Below are 16,591 nucleotides of genomic sequence, written 5' to 3'. Positions count from 1 at the left end.
AATGAATAAAAAACCATTAATGCTTATGATATTGGATGGATGGGGTATAAATAAACATCCAGAACAAAAAAATGCAGTAACAGCTGCAAATCCTGAAAATTTTTACAGACTTATGAAAGAATATCCCCATTCTGAACTTGAAGCTTCTGGAGAAGCTGTTGGATTACCAGATGGACAAATGGGAAATTCAGAGGTAGGACACTTGAATATAGGATCAGGAAGAGTAGTTTATCAACCATTAGTTGAGATATCTAAAGATATCAGAGAAGGAACTTTTTTTAATAACAAAGTTTTAAAAGAAGCTTTTGAATATGCAGTAAAAGAAGGAAAACCTGTACATTTTGGAGGTTTGGTATCTCCAGGAGGAGTACATTCTCATACAGATCATCTTTATGGACTTTTAACAATGGCTAAAAAATATGGTGTGAAGGCTTATGTTCATGCTTTTCTTGATGGAAGAGATACAGCCCCTGAATCAGGAGAGGGGTTTTTAAAAGAACTTGAAGCAAAAATGAAAGAAATAGGTGAAGGAATCATTGCAACTATATCTGGAAGATATTATGCTATGGATAGAGACAAGAACTGGGATAGAGTAAAAAAAGCATATGATGCTATGGTGAATGGGAAAGGAAATCATGCTTCTTCAGCTATAGAAGCAATAGAAAAATCATATGCTGAAAATGTAAGTGATGAATTTGTAATTCCCACTGTTATATATCCTGAAGGAACTATCAAAAAAGGAGATGTATTTATAAACTTTAATTTCAGACCTGATAGAGCAAGGGAAATAACAAGAGCTTTAAATGATAAAGAATTTTCTGGATTTGAAAGAGAATATCTGGGGCTTAAATATTATTGTATGCGTCAATATGATTCTACTATAGATGCCCCAGTAATTTATGGGGAAAAAGACATAACTAATACATTTGGTGAAGTAATATCAAAGGCTGGATTGAAACAATTAAGAACTGCTGAGACTGAAAAATATGCACATGTAACTTTTTTCTTTAATGGTGGAAAAGAAGCACAATATGAGGGAGAAGAAAGAAAACTTGTACCATCTCCTAAAGTAGCTACATATGATCTCCAGCCTGAAATGTCAGCATGTGGAGTAACAGATGGGCTTATAGAAGCTCTGGATTCAGGAAAGTTTGATGTTATTATAGTTAATTATGCAAATCCTGATATGGTGGGTCATACAGGAATATTTGATGCAGCTGTGGCTGCTGTGAAAAAAATAGATTTCTGTTTAGGAAAAGTTTCTCAAAAAGTATTGGAATTAGGAGGAACACTTTTTGTAACTGCTGATCATGGAAATGTTGAACTTATGGAAGACCCAGTTACTAAAATACCATTTACAGCACATACAACAAATAGAGTTCCTTTTATAATGGTATCAGATATATACAAAGATTATAAACTAGAAGATGGAAAATTATCAGATATAGCACCAACTATGCTTGAAATACTAGGTTTGGATAAGCCAAAAGAAATGAATGGAAAATCATTATTGAAAAAATAATAAAGAATATAAATAATTGTATATGAAGATATCTGTTTTTTAAACAGATATCTTTTTGTATTAGTTAAAAAGTTTCAATAAAATATTTTTTAATAAGTGATTTAAAAAATAAAAATCCAATGAAAGGGTAATTTCTATACATTTTCTTAATGAAAGATGGTATACAAATTTAAAAAAACATATGTAATATGTTTGCTTTTGAAATATATAGCTTGACAACTAAACGAAAAGATGGTAAAAAAGTAGTAGAGAATTGGGATAATAGCAGAGTAAGTATATCCATATTAAGATTTGTTTTTATAGACTATTCTAATCAAAGGAAAATAGAAAATATAAGTTAGGGATATATTTTTTTATTTTTTTGAAGAGTTATAAAATAAAGCTTAAGACTACTACAGCTAGAATCATTCGCAGTTTAACTTAATAATATTTTTGGAGGTAAATATGATAGCAATACTTAAGTTAAGTCCAGTATTTGTGCTTGCAGCACTTATGATAAGTGGATTTGATGCTCTGATTGCAGCACCATTAGCAACAATAGTTGCAGCACTAATAGCTATGTGGACAGAGAAGAAAAATTTCGCATATATTCTTGATGCGGCAATAACAAATGTAAGGGAGATAACAATAGCATTATTTATCTTGATGGCAGCTTATGCTCTAGCAGAAACATTTATGTCGACTGGAGTAGGAGCATCAATCATCAATATGGCATTAAATTTAGGGATAACAGGAAAAACTGTAGCATTAACAGGAGCAATAGTGACATCTGTTTTATCAATAGCAACAGGAACAAGCTGGGGAACATTTGCAGCCTGTGCACCTATCTTTTTATGGCTTAACCATATAGTAGGAGGGAATATTCTTCTTACTACTGCGGCAATAGCAGGTGGGGCATGTTTTGGAGATAATATAGGTCTTATTTCAGATACTACAATAGTAAGTTCTGGAATTCAAGGAGTAGAAGTTGTTAGAAGAATCAGACACCAAGGTGTATGGTCAGGACTTGTACTATTATTAGGTGTAGTAGCTTTTGGAATTGCTGGAATGATGATGGGGCTTCCATCGGTAACTGGTAATGGAGCAGAAGCTATCAATCAAATACCAGCAGAAGTTTGGACAAAACTAGCTGAAGAGAGAGAATCAGCAGTTACACTATTAAATCAAGTAAGAGATGGAGTTCCTTATTATATGGTAATTCCTTTAATATTAGTTCTAGTTGCAGCATTTATGGGATACCAGACATTTATATGTCTATTCTTAGGAATAGCTGCTGCATATATTCTTGGTAAATTTGCGGGAACTGTAACAAGTACAACTGATTACTTAAATGATCTTGTAATGACAGGATTTTCAGATGCAGGGGCTTGGGTTGTAGTAATGATGATGTGGGTAGCAGCGTTTGGTGGAATAATGAAGGTTATGGATGCTTTTAAGCCTGTATCTGATTTAGTTGGAAAAATTTCAAAAAATGTAAGACAGCTTATGTTCTGGAATGCAATTCTTTCAATATTTGGGAATATGGCACTAGCAGATGAAATGGCTCAAATAGTAACTATTGGACCTATTATCAGAAACCTTGTTGAAAAGAATGTAGTAGGAAGTGAAGAGGATATATATACTCTTAAACTTAGAAATGCCACATTCAGTGACGCAATGGGAGTATTTGGATCTCAGTTAATTCCCTGGCATGTTTATATTGGATTCTATATAGGTATAGCTTCAACAGTTTATCCATTACATAACTTTATAGCAATAGATATAATAAAATATAATTTTATAGCTTTTGTGGCAGTATTTAGTATGTTGTTCTTGACTTTGACTGGATTTGATAGATTCATACCTAAATTTGCTCTTCCTAGAGAGCCACAAGTAAGATTAAAAACTGCTGAGGAAAAAAAGGCTGATGAAGCAGCAGCTCATGCATAGTGATTAAAAATTAAATAACATGGGGACATATTTATTACTGTCCCCTATTTTTTTGCTAAAATTTAAATTTGAAAAATATTTTTATATTAATTATAAAATAAAAAGTTATTTTTAAATATTGATAAATTGATTTTACTTTAAAAGGTTTTTTATTGACAATTCTCTTTAAAACTGCTATAAGGTAGTTATAAAAGAATATTTAAATATAAGGAGGGGGGTAAATTGAAAAGAAAATTTTTATATTTTATGATCGCTTGTGTATTTGCAATTATAACTACATCAAGTGCAACTCAAAATACTTCCCTTCCTGTTTTTAGAGAAACTACAGTTAATAGAATATTTGAAGATATACAGAAAAATAATGAAAAAAATTATCCGCTTTTTACAATTAAAAAAATTGATATGGAAAGAGGAATCATTCATAAAGATGATATTATATATTTGGAAGATATACTGAAAATTGAGATACATTCTCTTCCAGAAGCAAAAGTTGAATTAATAGAGAAAATTATCAGATTAAGACCTGATTATACAATATTATCTCGATACAAAGATCGGGTACTTCGGAATTAGGACTCTCCTATATTTTTATTTAAAACAATAAAATATTATATGGAGGGAAAATTATGTTGACACTAAACTTTAATATGGCAGAAACGCTGGCAATTGCAATAATTGTTCTTTTACTTGGTAGAGAGGTTAAGAAAAGAGTTGCTTTCCTTGAAAGATTCTTTATTCCAGCTCCAGTTGTAGGTGGAGTTATATTCTCTATACTTTTATTGATTGGGCATAATACTGGTGCTTTCAGCTTTAATTTTGATGGTGTTTTAAAAGACTTTCTAATGCTGATCTTCTTCACTACAATAGGATTTACTGCAAGTGGAAAACTATTGAAAAAAGGTGGAGTTGGAGTTGCTATATTCCTAATAACAGCTACTGTTCTTGTTATTATTCAAGATATAGTAGGAGTAGCATTAGCAAAAGTATTTGGACTTAATCCATTACTTGGACTTGCTGTAGGTTCTATACCATTAACAGGAGGGCATGGAACTTCTGGAGCATTTGGACCAGTTTTGGAGGAGTTTGGAGCTACAGGAGGACTTTCAGTTTCAATAGCTGCTGCAACTTATGGATTAATTGCAGGTTGTTTAATTGGAGGGCCTATTGCTAAAAGGCTTAAAGAAAAATATAATTTAAAACCTAATTTAGAAGAAGCAGGAATGTCAATTGAGGAATTGGAAGATGAAACTACTAAACCAGTATCAGAATCTACTCTATTTGATGCAGTAGTTGTTATTTCATTAGCAATGGGAATTGGATACTGGATAGCACCATTCTTGAAAACTTATGGAATTGTAATTCCAGCATATATAGGACCCATGTTTATTGCAGCTATAATTAGAAATATAACTGATATGCAGAAAAAAGTACTTCCTATGAAAGAAATATCTATTACAGGAAATATAGCACTTTCTTTATTCTTGGCAATGGCATTGATGACATTAAAACTATGGGAACTTGCAGCACTAGCTATTCCAATTATTTCAATACTATTAATACAAACAGTAATTATGGCAGCTTATGCTTATTTTGTTACATTCAACTTTAATGGAAAAGACTATGACGCTGCTGTTATAGCAACAGGACACTGTGGATTTGGACTTGGAGCAACTCCAAATGCAATGGCTAACATGGAAGTATTTACTAAGGAAAATGGACCTGCAACAAGAGCTTTCTTTGTTTTGCCTATAGTTGGAGCATTATTTATAGATTTTACAAACGCAACAGTAATAACATTTTTCATCAATATGTTTAAATAATAACTTATTGCTGAACTTTCTATATTTTGTTGTGAAAACCCTAACTCACAAGGGCTGGTCTTTTATGATCAGCCTTATTTTTATATATTAATTTATATTGTATTTTAACAAGATATAATTTAGCAACTTACAAGAATAAACTTGTAAGACAAATAGAAATGAATATGTTAAAATTAATAAAAGAAATGAAAACTACAATTACAACTGTAGTTTTCATAGGGTATGACAAAATTATCCAGAAGATTCAGATAATTTTTTTATTATTTTAAGAAAAAAACCATATTTAATTTTTTTAAATTTCATCCTTATATTAAAATTATAAATTTTAAATGAAGAAAAGTAAAACAATATATTATTTAATAACTTACAAGAATAAACTTGTTTATAATTTTGTAAAATGGAAAGGAGGAGTAAACTATGATAACAAGTTTTGAAATATTTTTAAAAGTAGCTGAAGAACTCAGTGTAAGCAGAGCAGCAGCAAGATGTTTTGTAACACAGCAATGTGTAAGTGATCATATAAAAAGGCTAGAAGAGGATTATGAAATTTTACTTTTCAATAGAAAACCACATTTTTCTCTTACAGAAGCAGGAAAAGTACTTTATGAATCTGTAATGGAAATACAAAAAATAGAGGAAGACGTAAAATTGAAGTTCAGCAGATTAAAAAATAATAAAAAACTTATAGTAGGAATGAATGCTACAAGAATAAGTCTTATACTTCCAGAACTTCTTCCAGTATATAATGAAATATTTCCAGATGTGGAAATATCCTTTGTAATGCATGAAACACGAGTGCTTGAACAAATGATGCTCAAAGGAGATATTGATATATTTGTTGGAGTAAATGCAAACAGCAGTTCAAAATATAATGCTGATCTCCTTGGAATGGAAAAAATAAATATAATAATTTCTTCTAAATTATTTAAAAAGAATTTCAATTTAAAAGATTTAGTGAAAATGAAAAAAGGTGTAAATTTTTCTGAATTTAAAAATATTTCTTTTGCAAGAGAGCCTGGTTGGAGCAGAATAAATGATTTGATAGATTTTTATTCAAAACGTGAAGATATATATTTAAAACCATTATATTATACAAGAGATTATGACACTCAGATGGCTTTATGTTCTTCTGGCCTTGTAGCAGTAGTCTGTCCTGGTATGATAACTAAGAAAATTTTAGAACACAATGAAAAAAACTCTAAAGAAAATGAGATATTTATATTTCCCCTAAACAATCAAACTGAACTTTTAAAAATAGAACTGATAACACTGAAAAATTCAGAAGAAAGTGACTATAAAACTAAATTTATAGAGTTTTTGAAAAAGTATATGAAAGAAAATATAAACTAATATAAAAAGTCTTTTTATTGAATAAAAAATAAAGGAATGCATTATTTCATATAGAGATTTTCTCAGTATTTACAAATATTCTAATATGTGGTAAAATTTGTAGTAATATAAATTTTTAGGAGGGGCTTTTTAATGATTGGAATAGGAATAGTAGGTCTTCCAAATGTAGGGAAATCTACACTTTTTAATGCTATAACTAAAGCTGGAGCTGCTGAAGCAGCAAACTATCCTTTTTGTACAATAGAACCAAATGTAGGGATGGTAACAGTACCAGATAAGAGACTTGATCAACTTTCTGCTATAATTAATCCACAAAGAGTAGTACAAGCAACTGTTGAATTTATAGATATTGCAGGACTTGTGAAAGGAGCAGCTAAGGGAGAAGGACTTGGAAATAAGTTTCTTTCAAATATAAGAACAACTGCTGCTATATGCCAAGTAGTAAGATGTTTTGAAGATGAGAATGTCATTCATGTAAGTGGATCAGTAGATCCTCTCAGAGATATAGAAGTTATAAATACTGAGCTTATTTTTGCTGACATGGAAACTATAGAAAAAGCTATTGAAAAACATAAAAAACTAGTAACAAGCAAAAATAAAGAATCAATGGAACTGATGCCAGTGCTGTTAAAATGTAAGGAACATCTTGAAAGTTTTCAGTTGTTGAAAATATTATCTTTAACTCCAGAAGAAATAGAACTGTTAAGAACATATCAATTACTTACTTTAAAACCTATGATATTTGCAGCAAATGTATCTGAAGACGATTTAGCCTCTGGAAATGAATATGTTGAGAAAGTAAAAGAATATGCTGAAACAGTAGGTTCACAAGTAGTAATAGTTTCTGCAAAAGTGGAAGCAGAGCTTCAAGAAATGGATATTGAAGATGAAAAACAGGAATATTTAGAGACTTTAGGAGTGGAAGAAGCAGGACTTAATAGACTTATAAGAGCAGGATTTAAACTTTTGGGGCTTCAAACTTATTTTACAGCTGGAGTAAAAGAAGTGAGAGCTTGGACTATAAAAATAGGAGATACAGCACCTAAAGCAGCTGGAGAAATTCATACTGATTTTGAAAAAGGATTTATAAGAGCTAAAGTTGTTTCTTTTGACGATTTTATCAGGTATTCTGGATGGAAAGGTTCACAAGAAGCTGGAGTATTAAGATTAGAAGGAAAAGAATATATAGTAAAAGATGGAGACCTAATGGAATTCTTATTTAATGTTTAAAATAAAATCTTTGTGAAGAAATTTTACTTGACAAGGTTTAAAAAAATTAGTAAAATATCTAGGTATAGATTGGAGGGGGTTGTCTTGAAATTAAGAGTTAAAGATTTTAGCGGCATTCTTAACAATACTATAAAATTTGATTTTTATGCAGAAAATATTGGTGATATTGAACTTTCAGATAAAATACATATAGTTGGAAGCGCAATTTCTGATAACAATGGAAAAATAGAAGTAAGTGGAAAATATTTTACAAAAGCTGTTGTTCAATGTGTAAGATGCTTAAAAAAAATTGAAATAGATTTAATTGGAGAATTTACAGGTAGTTTTCTGGATGAGGCAGCATATAGACAATATATGAAAAATCTGAAAGTAGAATGTGAAATAGATAGTAATGAAATTTATGATGAAATCATAGATGGAGAAATAGATCTATTAGAACTAATAAGAGAGTATATAATACTTGATCTGCCCCCATACCCACAATGTGATCCTGAATGCGAAGACAATTCTGAAATAGAAAAGTATAGTGATAATGGGATAGATTCAAGGTGGCAGCAATTATTACAAATAAAAAATTAATTTTTTAAATATGAGTGTAGTAGGAGGGAAACTAAGATGGCAGTACCTAAGAAAAAGACATCTAAGGCTAAAAAGAACATGAGAAGATCTCATCATGCTTTAACTGGAACTGGATTAGCAACTTGCGAAGTTTGTGGATCACCAAAAAGACCTCACAGAGTTTGTTTAAGCTGTGGAGATTATAATGGTAAAAAAGTTTTAGCTGGAGACGCTGAGTAATCAACGTAAGATGCAAATTAAATAAAAAAAGACAAGAAACATAATCTTGTCTTTTTTTATATGTGCATATTTTTTTAAAATTATTGAAATATCTAGTTTTCTATTTCGAAAAAGTAATGTATAATATATGAGAAAATGTTTTTTTATTTTAGGGAGGAAAGAATGAGAATAGCTTTAGATGCTATGGGTGGAGATAATGCTCCAGTAGAAACAATCAAGGGAGCAATAGCCGCTTTGAGTGAAATAGAAGAATTACAGCTTATATTAGTTGGAAAAAAAGAGGTAATTGAAGCTGAACTTTCTAAATATAAATATTCTAAAGAGAGAATAGAAATAGTAGATACAAGAGAAGTAATAGAAATGACTGATGATCCTGTAACTGCAGTAAAAACTAAAAAGGATTCTTCTATGAATAAAACTCTTGAACTTGCAAAAGAAGGAATTGCTGATGCATCTGTTTCAGCAGGAAATACAGGAGCCTTAATTACAACTAGTCAGCTTAAATTAAAAAGAATAAGAGGAGTATTAAGACCAGCCATTGCTACTATGTTTCCTAATAAGAAAGGGCATATGTTAATGCTTGATGTAGGAGCTACAGCAGATTGTAAGCCTGAATTTCTTAATCAATATGCTATGATGGGTTCTAAATATGTAGAAATTCTTTTGGGAAGAAAACAGCCTAAGGTTGGACTTTTGAATATAGGAACAGAAGAAGGAAAAGGCAATGAAATAACAAGAGGAGCATATGAACTTTTAAAAGAAAATAAAATGATTAATTTTGTTGGAAATGTTGAAAGTACAGAAGTAATGAATGGCGAAATAGATGTTGTTGTAACAGATGGATTTACTGGAAATATGGTTTTAAAGACAGCAGAAGGAATTGCAAAATTTGTACTGAATATAATAAAAGCAGAGATTAAGAAGAGCATTATTTATATGTTAGGAGCCCTTCTGCTTCGGCCTGCTTTGAAGATGATAAAATTAAAAATGGATTCTTCTGAATATGGAGGAGCAATATTTTTAGGACTTAATGGTCTTTCTATAAAAGCACATGGGAATTCGGATTCAAATGGAATAAAAAATGCAATAAAAGTTGCAAACAGATTTGCTGAAATAAACTTTGTAGAAGAATTAAAGAAAGTTATAGATATTGATAAAGAAGAAACAAATTAGGAGGTAGAATGGAATTTAAGAGTGTAGGAATCAAAGGAATGGGATATTATGTTCCAGAAAGAATTATGTCTAACTTTGATTTTGAAAAAATATTAGATACTAATGATGAGTGGATAAGAACAATGACAGGAGTAGAAGAAAGAAGATTTGCAGCTCCTGAAGAAGCAACTTCTGATCTTTGTGTAAAAGCAGCTGAAAAAGCACTGAAAGTTGCAGGAATGACTATAGAAGATATAGACATGATAATTGTAGCCACAGTTACACCAGACTACCCTGTTCAAAGCACAGCATGTCTTGTACAATATAAAATGGGAGCTAGAAATGTAGCATCTTTTGATGTTAATGCTGCATGTAGTGGATTTATATATTCTCTAACAATAGCAGGATCAATGATAAGAAGCGGGATATATAAAAATGTTTTGGTTATTGGTGCAGAAGTTCTCTCAAGAATTCTTGACATGACTAATAGAAGTAATTGTATTCTTTTTGGAGATGGTGCAGCAGCAGCAGTAGTATCTGAAGTAGAAGAAGGATATGGAATGCTTTCTACATATTTAGGTGCAAAAGGAGAAGATGATTATATTCTTAAAATACCAGCAGGAGGAAGTAAAAAGCCTAATGATGCGGAAACAATAGCAAATAGAGAAAATTTCCTTGTAATGAAAGGAGGAGAGGTTTTCAAGTTTGCTGTACATGCTCTTCCTTCAGCAACAAATAAAGCTTTAAAAATAGCAAATGTCAAATCTGAAGAATTAAAAATGATATTTCCACATCAGGCTAACATAAGGATAATAGAATCAGCTGCTAAAAGAATCCATGTTCCTATGGATAAATTTTATATGAATATTCAAAGATACGGAAATACTTCTGCTGCTTCTGTAGGAATTGCCTTAGGGGAAGCGCTTGAAAAAGGAATTCTTGAGAAAGGGGATTTAATTGCTCTTACAGGATTTGGTGCTGGCCTTACTTATGGATCAATTATTATGAAATGGGCTTATTAATTATTGACATATTTTAAATGCTGTGATATATTAAAAAAACAGGTGTAATTAATAAGGGGGCTTTTTATGTCAAAAATTGCTTTTGTTTTTCCAGGACAAGGAACACAATATGTCGGAATGGGAAAAGAACTTTATGAGAACAGTGAACTGGCAAGAAAAGAATTTGACAGTCTGTTTTCAAAACTAGATTTTGATCTGAAGACGATAATGTTTGAAGGACCAGAAGAAGTATTGAAAGAAACAAAAAATACTCAGCCAGCTATAGTTTCTATGAGCCTTATACTTACAAAATTATTAGAAGCTAAAGGAATAAAACCTAATTATGTTGCTGGGCATTCAGTTGGGGAATATGCAGCTTTTGGAGCAGCAGGGTATTTAAGTACAGAAGATACAGTAAAACTTACAAGTGCAAGAGGAAAATTTATGAATGATACAGCTGTAAAAGTAAATGGTGGAATGGCTGCAATCATTGGACTCGACTTAGAAAAGATAAAAGAAGTTTTAGAAAGTGTTGAAGGAATAGTGGAAGCTGTAAACTTTAATGAACCAAACCAGACAGTAATAGCAGGGCAAAAAGATGCCATAGAGAGAGCATGTACAGCTTTAAAAGAAGCTGGAGCAAGAAGAGCAATGCCACTTGCTGTATCTGGACCTTTCCATTCATCTCTAATGAGAGAGGCTGGAGAAAAGCTTAAAGAAGAAGCAGAAAACTTTACTTTTCAAATGACAGATATAAAACTTGTAGCTAATACTACAGGGGATATTTTAAATAGTGTTGAAGACATAAAAAATGAGATATATACTCAAAGTTTTGGACCAGTTAAATGGGTAGATACTATAAAAAAATTAAAATCTGAGGGAGTTACAAAAATTTATGAAATAGGTCCAGGTAAGGTATTAGCAGGACTTGTAAAGAAAATCGACAAGGAAATGGAAATAAAAAATATAGAAAAACTTGAAGATTTGGAAAATTTAATGTAAAATCTAAGTATAATGCATAGATAAAGAATTTTAAGGAGGAAAAAAATGTTAGATAAAATAAGAGAAATTGTAGTAGAACAATTAGGGGTTGACGCTGAACAAGTAACTCCAGAGGCTAATTTTGTAGAAGATTTAGGAGCAGATTCGCTAGATACAGTTGAATTAATAATGGCTTTTGAAGAAGAATTTGATGTAGAAATTCCTGATACAGATGCTGAAAAAATTAAAACTGTACAAGATGTTATAGATTACATTGAATCAAAAAAATAAAAAAATCTAATATATTAAGAAACGGGGTATGAATGTACCCCGTTCCTTATATATGCTATAATTATAAAAATAGAGGTGAGAATGTGAAAAGAGTAGTAGTTACTGGACTAGGGTTAATAACTGCATTGGGGACTGGTTTAGAAAAAAGCTGGAAAAAAATATTAGCAGGAGAAACTGGAGTAGGACTTATAGAGTCATATGATACTGCAGATATGCCTGTAAAAATAGCAGCTGAAGTAAAAGATTTTGATCCATTAGAGTTTGGAATTGAAAAAAAAGAAGTCAAAAAATTGGCAAGAAATACTCAATTTGCTATTGCTGCAACTAAAATGGCACTGGAAGATTCAGGACTTGTTATAAATGAAAACAATTGTGAAGATATTGGTGTAATTGTTTCTTCAGGTATTGGAGGAATAGAAATATTTGAAGCCCAGCATCAAACTATGTTGGAAAAAGGAGTAAAAAGGATATCTCCATTTACTATACCTGGAATGATTTCTAATATGGCAGCAGGAAATATAGGAATATATTTTGGAGTAAAGGGACCAAATAAATCTATAGTTACAGCTTGTGCAGCGGGAACTCATTCAGTTGGGGATGCTTTTGAAATGATAAAGACAGGAAGAGCTAAAGCAATGATAGCTGGTGGAACAGAAGCTTCAATCACTCCATTTGCAATGAATGCTTTTGCTAATATGAAAGCTTTATCTACTAGGAATAATGAACCTCAAAAAGCTTCAAGACCGTTTTCAGCAGATAGAGATGGTTTTGTGATGGGAGAAGGAGCTGGAATTCTTATTCTTGAAGAACTGGAGGCAGCTAAAGCAAGAGGAGCCAAGATATATGCTGAAGTAGTGGGATATGGAGAAACTTGTGACGCATATCATATAACTGCGCCAGCTGAGGGTGGAGAAGGAGCTGCAAGAGCTTTTAAAATGGCATTAAGTGAAGGAAATATTGATATGAATGATGTTGACTATATAAATGCTCATGGAACTTCTACACCTGCAAATGATAAAAATGAAACTATGGCAATAAAATCTGTATTTGGTGAAAGAGCGAAAGACCTTTTGGTTTCTTCTACTAAAGGGGCAACAGGTCATGGATTAGGTGCAGCTGGTGGAATAGAAGCTGTATTAATAGCAAATACTATTTTTACAGGAATTGTACCACCTACTATAAATTATGATAATCCTGATGAAATTTGTGATCTTAACTATGTGCCAAACAAACCAATAGAAAGAGCTATAGAAGTAGCTATGTCAAGTTCTCTTGGATTTGGGGGACATAATGCTGTAGTAGCAATGAGAAGATATAAATAAGGAGGATAAGTGAAAAAGAATTATTTAGAGCTTGAAGGAAATTTAGGTTATTCTTTTAATAATAAAGAGCTTCTGAAAAATTCACTTATCCATAGATCTTTTGGAAATGAACACTGGAGATATAAAAAAATAAGTAATGAAAGACTAGAACTGCTTGGAGATGCAGTTCTAGATCTTGTTGTTACTGAATATTTGTATAAAAACCATGAAAGTTCAACAGAAGGAGACTTAGCTAAAATAAAATCTATGGTTGTAAGTGAACCTGTATTGGCATCTATTTCAAAAAAAATGGATGTTGGAAAATATCTTCTTTTAAGTAAAGGAGAAGAAATGACAGGAGGAAGAGAGAGAAGCTCTATATTGGGTGATGTATTTGAGGCAATATTAGGGGCAATATATCTTGATTCAGATTTTGAAACAGCAAAAAAATATGCTTTAAGTCATATAAAAGATTCAATAGATCATGTAGATAAAAATGAAGATATATTGGATTTTAAAACTATACTGCAAGAATATAGTCAAAGGGAATATAAAATAATACCCTCTTATGAAGTGATAAGAGAAACTGGACCTGATCACCAAAAAATATTTGAAATAGAAGTAAAAATTGGCGAAAAAACAGGTAGAGGAACAGGAAAAAATAAAAAAAGTGCAGAACAGTCAGCAGCTAAAGAACTATGCAAAAAGCTAGGTGTAAAAACCCATGAAGCATTATAATATTCCTATTTTTATAAGCCATTTTGGTTGTCCCAATGCCTGTGTCTTTTGTAATCAAAAAAAAATAAATGGTTGTGAAACTGATGTGACAATGAAAGATTTGAAAAAAATAATAGAAACATATTTAGAAACTCTGCCAAAGAATTCCAAGAAAGAAGTGGCTTTTTTTGGTGGAACTTTTACAGGTATCTCTTTTGATCTTCAGAGACAATATTTAGAGACAGTACATAAATATGTTAAAGAAGGGTTAGTAGATGGTATAAGATTATCTACAAGGCCTGACTGTATAAATAGAGAGATTGTGGAACAGTTAAAAAGATATGGAGTGACTTCAGTAGAACTTGGAGTTCAATCTCTGGATGAAAAGGTACTGAAAGCTACAGCAAGATATTATCCTGTAGAAATAGTAACTGAAGCATGCAATTTATTGAAAGAATATAGCATTGAATTAGGAATACAATTAATGATAGGACTTCCAGAGTCAACATTTGAAAGTGATTTTTTAACAGCAAAAAGAGCTTTAAAAATGAAACCAGACATAGCAAGAATATATCCTACTCTTGTTATAAGGGGAACAAAGTTGGAAGAAATGTTTAAAAATGGAGAATACAAAGCTTTATCTATAGATGAAGCAATAGAAAGAACTAGAAAAATATACTCACTTTTAGAAAGCAATGGAGTGAACATTGTAAGAGTTGGACTTCAACCAAGTGAAGATTTACAAGAAGAAGGAGTAATTTTGGATGGACCATTTCATCCTGCTTTTAGAGAACTTGTAGAAACAGAAATTTATTATAAATTTTTTTGTTCTATAGCTAAAAAAGAAAAAAGATTAGATATAAAAGCAAATGAAAGAAATATATCAAAATTAGTAGGAATAAAAAAAGCAAATAGAATGAGACTGAAAAAATATTTTAATATAAAAATAGACAATAGTATTGGCAAAAATGAAATTGTTATAAATGGCAGAATATATTCAAGATTAGACATCCTTGGAAAGGAGATTAATGAATCAGATAGTAATTAATATAGATGAATTTCAATCCAGAGCAGCAATAGTAGAAAATGGAAAAGTTGTGGAGATACTTGTTGAGAGAGAGGAAGAAGGACGAATAAATGGAAGTATATATAAAGGAAAGGTAGCTAATGTTCTTCCAGGAATGGAATCAGCTTTTGTAAATATTGGATTAGAAAAAAATGGTTTTCTTTATGTAAATGATTTGAGAGAATTTGAAGAAAAATATTTAGATGGAATATTAAATAGCAGCAGACCTATTGAAGATATATTAAATGTAGGAGATGATGTAGTAGTGCAAATACTCAATGAACCTCGTGGTACAAAGGGAGCTAGAGTCACTACACATTTTACAATACCAGGAAAATATTTAGTGCTTATGCCTAATAATGATCATATAGCTATTTCAAAAAAAATAAAAGATGAAAAGGAAAGAGAAAGATTAGAAAGTATATTTAAAGAAATAAAACCTGAAAATATGGGAGTAATAATAAGAACTGCTGCTTTTGGGAAAAGTGAATTCCATTTTGAAAGAGAAATAGAATATCTTGTGAAAAAATGGGAAGATATAGAAAAGAAAATAAAAGGAGCTAAAATAGGAGAAGTACTGTATAAAGATAATGGAATTATTACTACAGTATTGAGGGATATTTTTTCTAATGATATAGATGAACTTATAGTAGATAATGAAGAGGTATATTGGGAAGTTATAGACTATATTAATGCTTTTAGTGAAAAAACTCTTAAAACAAAAATAAAATTGTACAAAGATGGAAAAGATAAGGATATTTTTGATTTATATGGAATAACTGAAGAAATAGAGAAAGCTCTTAATGAAGTGGTGTGGTTAGAATGTGGAGGATATCTTGTTATACAAAAGACGGAAGCCCTTATCAGTATTGATGTAAATACTGGAAAAAATACAGGAAGCCTCAATCTTGAAGAAACAGTTGTAAATACAAATATAGAGGCAGCAAAAGAGATACCTAGGCAACTTAGACTTAGAAATTTTGGTGGAATAATAATAATAGATTTCATTGATATGAGAATAGAAGAAGATAAAATAAAAGTGTTAGAAGTCTTAGAAAGATATTTACAAAAAGATAGAATAAAAAATAATATTGTACATTTTACTGATCTTGGGCTTGTAGAAATGACAAGAAAGCGTTCAGGAAAACCCTTGGCATATTATTTTCAAGAAATATGTCCCCATTGTAATGGAACGGGAAAAATTAAATCACAAGATGCGCTTATTCATGAACTTATGAAAGAAATTAAGATGTGTTCTGAAGATAAAGATATCAGAACAATAAAGGTAAAATTGTCAAAAACTCTTATAGAATCTTTTAAAGAAATATATTTTGAAATTATTAAAGAGTTCTTAAAAATGAAGAAAAAAGTATTAGAATTAGAAATAGCTACAAATAATAGTTGCCAATATGAAATAATTCTGGTTAAATAGA

The 16,591-nt window shown here is 30.9% G+C and carries 17 protein-coding genes; all 17 read left to right on the top strand.

From position 1 onward, the window contains the following. The first annotated feature begins 1 nt into the window (after position 1). Positions 2 to 1,522 carry a 2,3-bisphosphoglycerate-independent phosphoglycerate mutase gene (gene gpmI, locus E6771_RS02380; RefSeq protein WP_316089447.1) on the top strand — a complete coding sequence of 507 codons (1,521 nt, stop codon included), beginning with the start codon at positions 2 to 4 and terminating at the stop codon, positions 1,520 to 1,522. A gap of 188 nt (positions 1,523 to 1,710) precedes the next feature. Beyond that, positions 1,711 to 1,863, top strand: a complete 153-nt coding sequence (locus E6771_RS02375) for a hypothetical protein (RefSeq protein ID WP_316089446.1) — start codon at positions 1,711 to 1,713, stop codon at positions 1,861 to 1,863. A gap of 103 nt (positions 1,864 to 1,966) precedes the next feature. Further along, a complete protein-coding gene (locus E6771_RS02370) occupies positions 1,967 to 3,451 on the top strand; it encodes a Na+/H+ antiporter NhaC family protein (protein WP_316089445.1) in 1,485 nt (494 codons plus the stop codon). A gap of 222 nt (positions 3,452 to 3,673) precedes the next feature. Further along, entirely contained in the window at positions 3,674 to 4,024 is a 351-nt protein-coding gene (locus E6771_RS02365) for a hypothetical protein (protein WP_316089442.1), read from the top strand. A gap of 53 nt (positions 4,025 to 4,077) precedes the next feature. Further along, positions 4,078 to 5,271 (top strand): sodium/glutamate symporter, encoded by a 1,194-nt coding sequence (gene gltS, locus E6771_RS02360; RefSeq protein WP_316089440.1) that lies wholly within the window; start codon positions 4,078 to 4,080, stop codon positions 5,269 to 5,271. Between the two features lie 417 nt (positions 5,272 to 5,688). Next, positions 5,689 to 6,621, top strand: a complete 933-nt coding sequence (locus E6771_RS02355; RefSeq protein WP_316089439.1) for a LysR family transcriptional regulator — start codon at positions 5,689 to 5,691, stop codon at positions 6,619 to 6,621. Between the two features lie 132 nt (positions 6,622 to 6,753). Next, positions 6,754 to 7,851: a redox-regulated ATPase YchF gene (gene ychF, locus E6771_RS02350; RefSeq protein WP_316089437.1), complete on the top strand. Its 1,098-nt coding sequence runs from the start codon at positions 6,754 to 6,756 to the stop codon at positions 7,849 to 7,851. An 84-nt stretch (positions 7,852 to 7,935) separates the two neighbouring features. Then, positions 7,936 to 8,430, top strand: a complete 495-nt coding sequence (locus tag E6771_RS02345) for a DUF177 domain-containing protein (RefSeq protein WP_316089435.1) — start codon at positions 7,936 to 7,938, stop codon at positions 8,428 to 8,430. Positions 8,431 to 8,466: 36 nt separating this feature from the next. Then, positions 8,467 to 8,649 carry a 50S ribosomal protein L32 gene (rpmF, locus tag E6771_RS02340; RefSeq protein ID WP_316089432.1) on the top strand — a complete coding sequence of 61 codons (183 nt, stop codon included), beginning with the start codon at positions 8,467 to 8,469 and terminating at the stop codon, positions 8,647 to 8,649. A 162-nt stretch (positions 8,650 to 8,811) separates the two neighbouring features. Then, positions 8,812 to 9,822 carry a phosphate acyltransferase PlsX gene (plsX, locus tag E6771_RS02335; RefSeq protein ID WP_316089430.1) on the top strand — a complete coding sequence of 337 codons (1,011 nt, stop codon included), beginning with the start codon at positions 8,812 to 8,814 and terminating at the stop codon, positions 9,820 to 9,822. 8 nt (positions 9,823 to 9,830) lie between these two features. After that, positions 9,831 to 10,823 carry a beta-ketoacyl-ACP synthase III gene (locus E6771_RS02330; RefSeq protein WP_316089428.1) on the top strand — a complete coding sequence of 331 codons (993 nt, stop codon included), beginning with the start codon at positions 9,831 to 9,833 and terminating at the stop codon, positions 10,821 to 10,823. 66 nt (positions 10,824 to 10,889) lie between these two features. Next, on the top strand, positions 10,890 to 11,804 hold the full coding sequence (gene fabD, locus E6771_RS02325) for an ACP S-malonyltransferase (protein WP_316089427.1): 915 nt from the start codon (positions 10,890 to 10,892) through the stop codon (positions 11,802 to 11,804). A gap of 45 nt (positions 11,805 to 11,849) precedes the next feature. Beyond that, the gene (gene acpP / locus E6771_RS02320) at positions 11,850 to 12,074 is read left to right on the top strand and encodes an acyl carrier protein (RefSeq protein WP_316089426.1); all 225 of its coding nucleotides are present in this window, start codon (positions 11,850 to 11,852) and stop codon (positions 12,072 to 12,074) included. A gap of 83 nt (positions 12,075 to 12,157) precedes the next feature. Then, the gene (fabF, locus tag E6771_RS02315; RefSeq protein ID WP_316089425.1) at positions 12,158 to 13,396 is read left to right on the top strand and encodes a beta-ketoacyl-ACP synthase II; all 1,239 of its coding nucleotides are present in this window, start codon (positions 12,158 to 12,160) and stop codon (positions 13,394 to 13,396) included. Positions 13,397 to 13,405: 9 nt separating this feature from the next. Beyond that, positions 13,406 to 14,113, top strand: a complete 708-nt coding sequence (gene rnc / locus E6771_RS02310; RefSeq protein WP_316089423.1) for a ribonuclease III — start codon at positions 13,406 to 13,408, stop codon at positions 14,111 to 14,113. Then, positions 14,100 to 15,140, top strand: a complete 1,041-nt coding sequence (locus E6771_RS02305) for an elongator complex protein 3 (protein WP_316089421.1) — start codon at positions 14,100 to 14,102, stop codon at positions 15,138 to 15,140. Before rnc ends, E6771_RS02305 begins: the two co-directional genes overlap by 14 nt. Next, complete coding sequence (locus E6771_RS02300; RefSeq protein WP_316089419.1) at positions 15,121 to 16,590, top strand: Rne/Rng family ribonuclease; 1,470 nt, start codon at positions 15,121 to 15,123, stop codon at positions 16,588 to 16,590. The genes E6771_RS02305 and E6771_RS02300 overlap by 20 nt, the downstream gene beginning before the upstream one ends. Position 16,591: the final 1 nt, after the last annotated feature.

Source organism: Fusobacterium sp., from assembly GCF_032477075.1.
Taxonomy (GTDB): domain Bacteria; phylum Fusobacteriota; class Fusobacteriia; order Fusobacteriales; family Fusobacteriaceae; genus Fusobacterium_A.
This window is presented reverse-complemented; position numbering and strand designations above follow the sequence as displayed.

Bases quoted from the DNA above. Each gene is read 5' to 3' on its own strand.
- gpmI (WP_316089447.1), top strand. From the start codon at position 2: ATGAATAAAAAACCATTAATGCTTATGATATTGGATGGATGGGGTATA.
- E6771_RS02375 (WP_316089446.1), top strand. From the start codon at position 1,711: ATGTTTGCTTTTGAAATATATAGCTTGACAACTAAACGAAAAGATGGT.
- E6771_RS02370 (WP_316089445.1), top strand. From the start codon at position 1,967: ATGATAGCAATACTTAAGTTAAGTCCAGTATTTGTGCTTGCAGCACTT.
- gltS (WP_316089440.1), top strand. From the start codon at position 4,078: ATGTTGACACTAAACTTTAATATGGCAGAAACGCTGGCAATTGCAATA.
- E6771_RS02355 (WP_316089439.1), top strand. From the start codon at position 5,689: ATGATAACAAGTTTTGAAATATTTTTAAAAGTAGCTGAAGAACTCAGT.
- ychF (WP_316089437.1), top strand. From the start codon at position 6,754: ATGATTGGAATAGGAATAGTAGGTCTTCCAAATGTAGGGAAATCTACA.
- rpmF (WP_316089432.1), top strand. From the start codon at position 8,467: ATGGCAGTACCTAAGAAAAAGACATCTAAGGCTAAAAAGAACATGAGA.
- plsX (WP_316089430.1), top strand. From the start codon at position 8,812: ATGAGAATAGCTTTAGATGCTATGGGTGGAGATAATGCTCCAGTAGAA.
- E6771_RS02330 (WP_316089428.1), top strand. From the start codon at position 9,831: ATGGAATTTAAGAGTGTAGGAATCAAAGGAATGGGATATTATGTTCCA.
- fabD (WP_316089427.1), top strand. From the start codon at position 10,890: ATGTCAAAAATTGCTTTTGTTTTTCCAGGACAAGGAACACAATATGTC.
- acpP (WP_316089426.1), top strand. From the start codon at position 11,850: ATGTTAGATAAAATAAGAGAAATTGTAGTAGAACAATTAGGGGTTGAC.
- E6771_RS02305 (WP_316089421.1), top strand. From the start codon at position 14,100: ATGAAGCATTATAATATTCCTATTTTTATAAGCCATTTTGGTTGTCCC.
- E6771_RS02300 (WP_316089419.1), top strand. From the start codon at position 15,121: ATGAATCAGATAGTAATTAATATAGATGAATTTCAATCCAGAGCAGCA.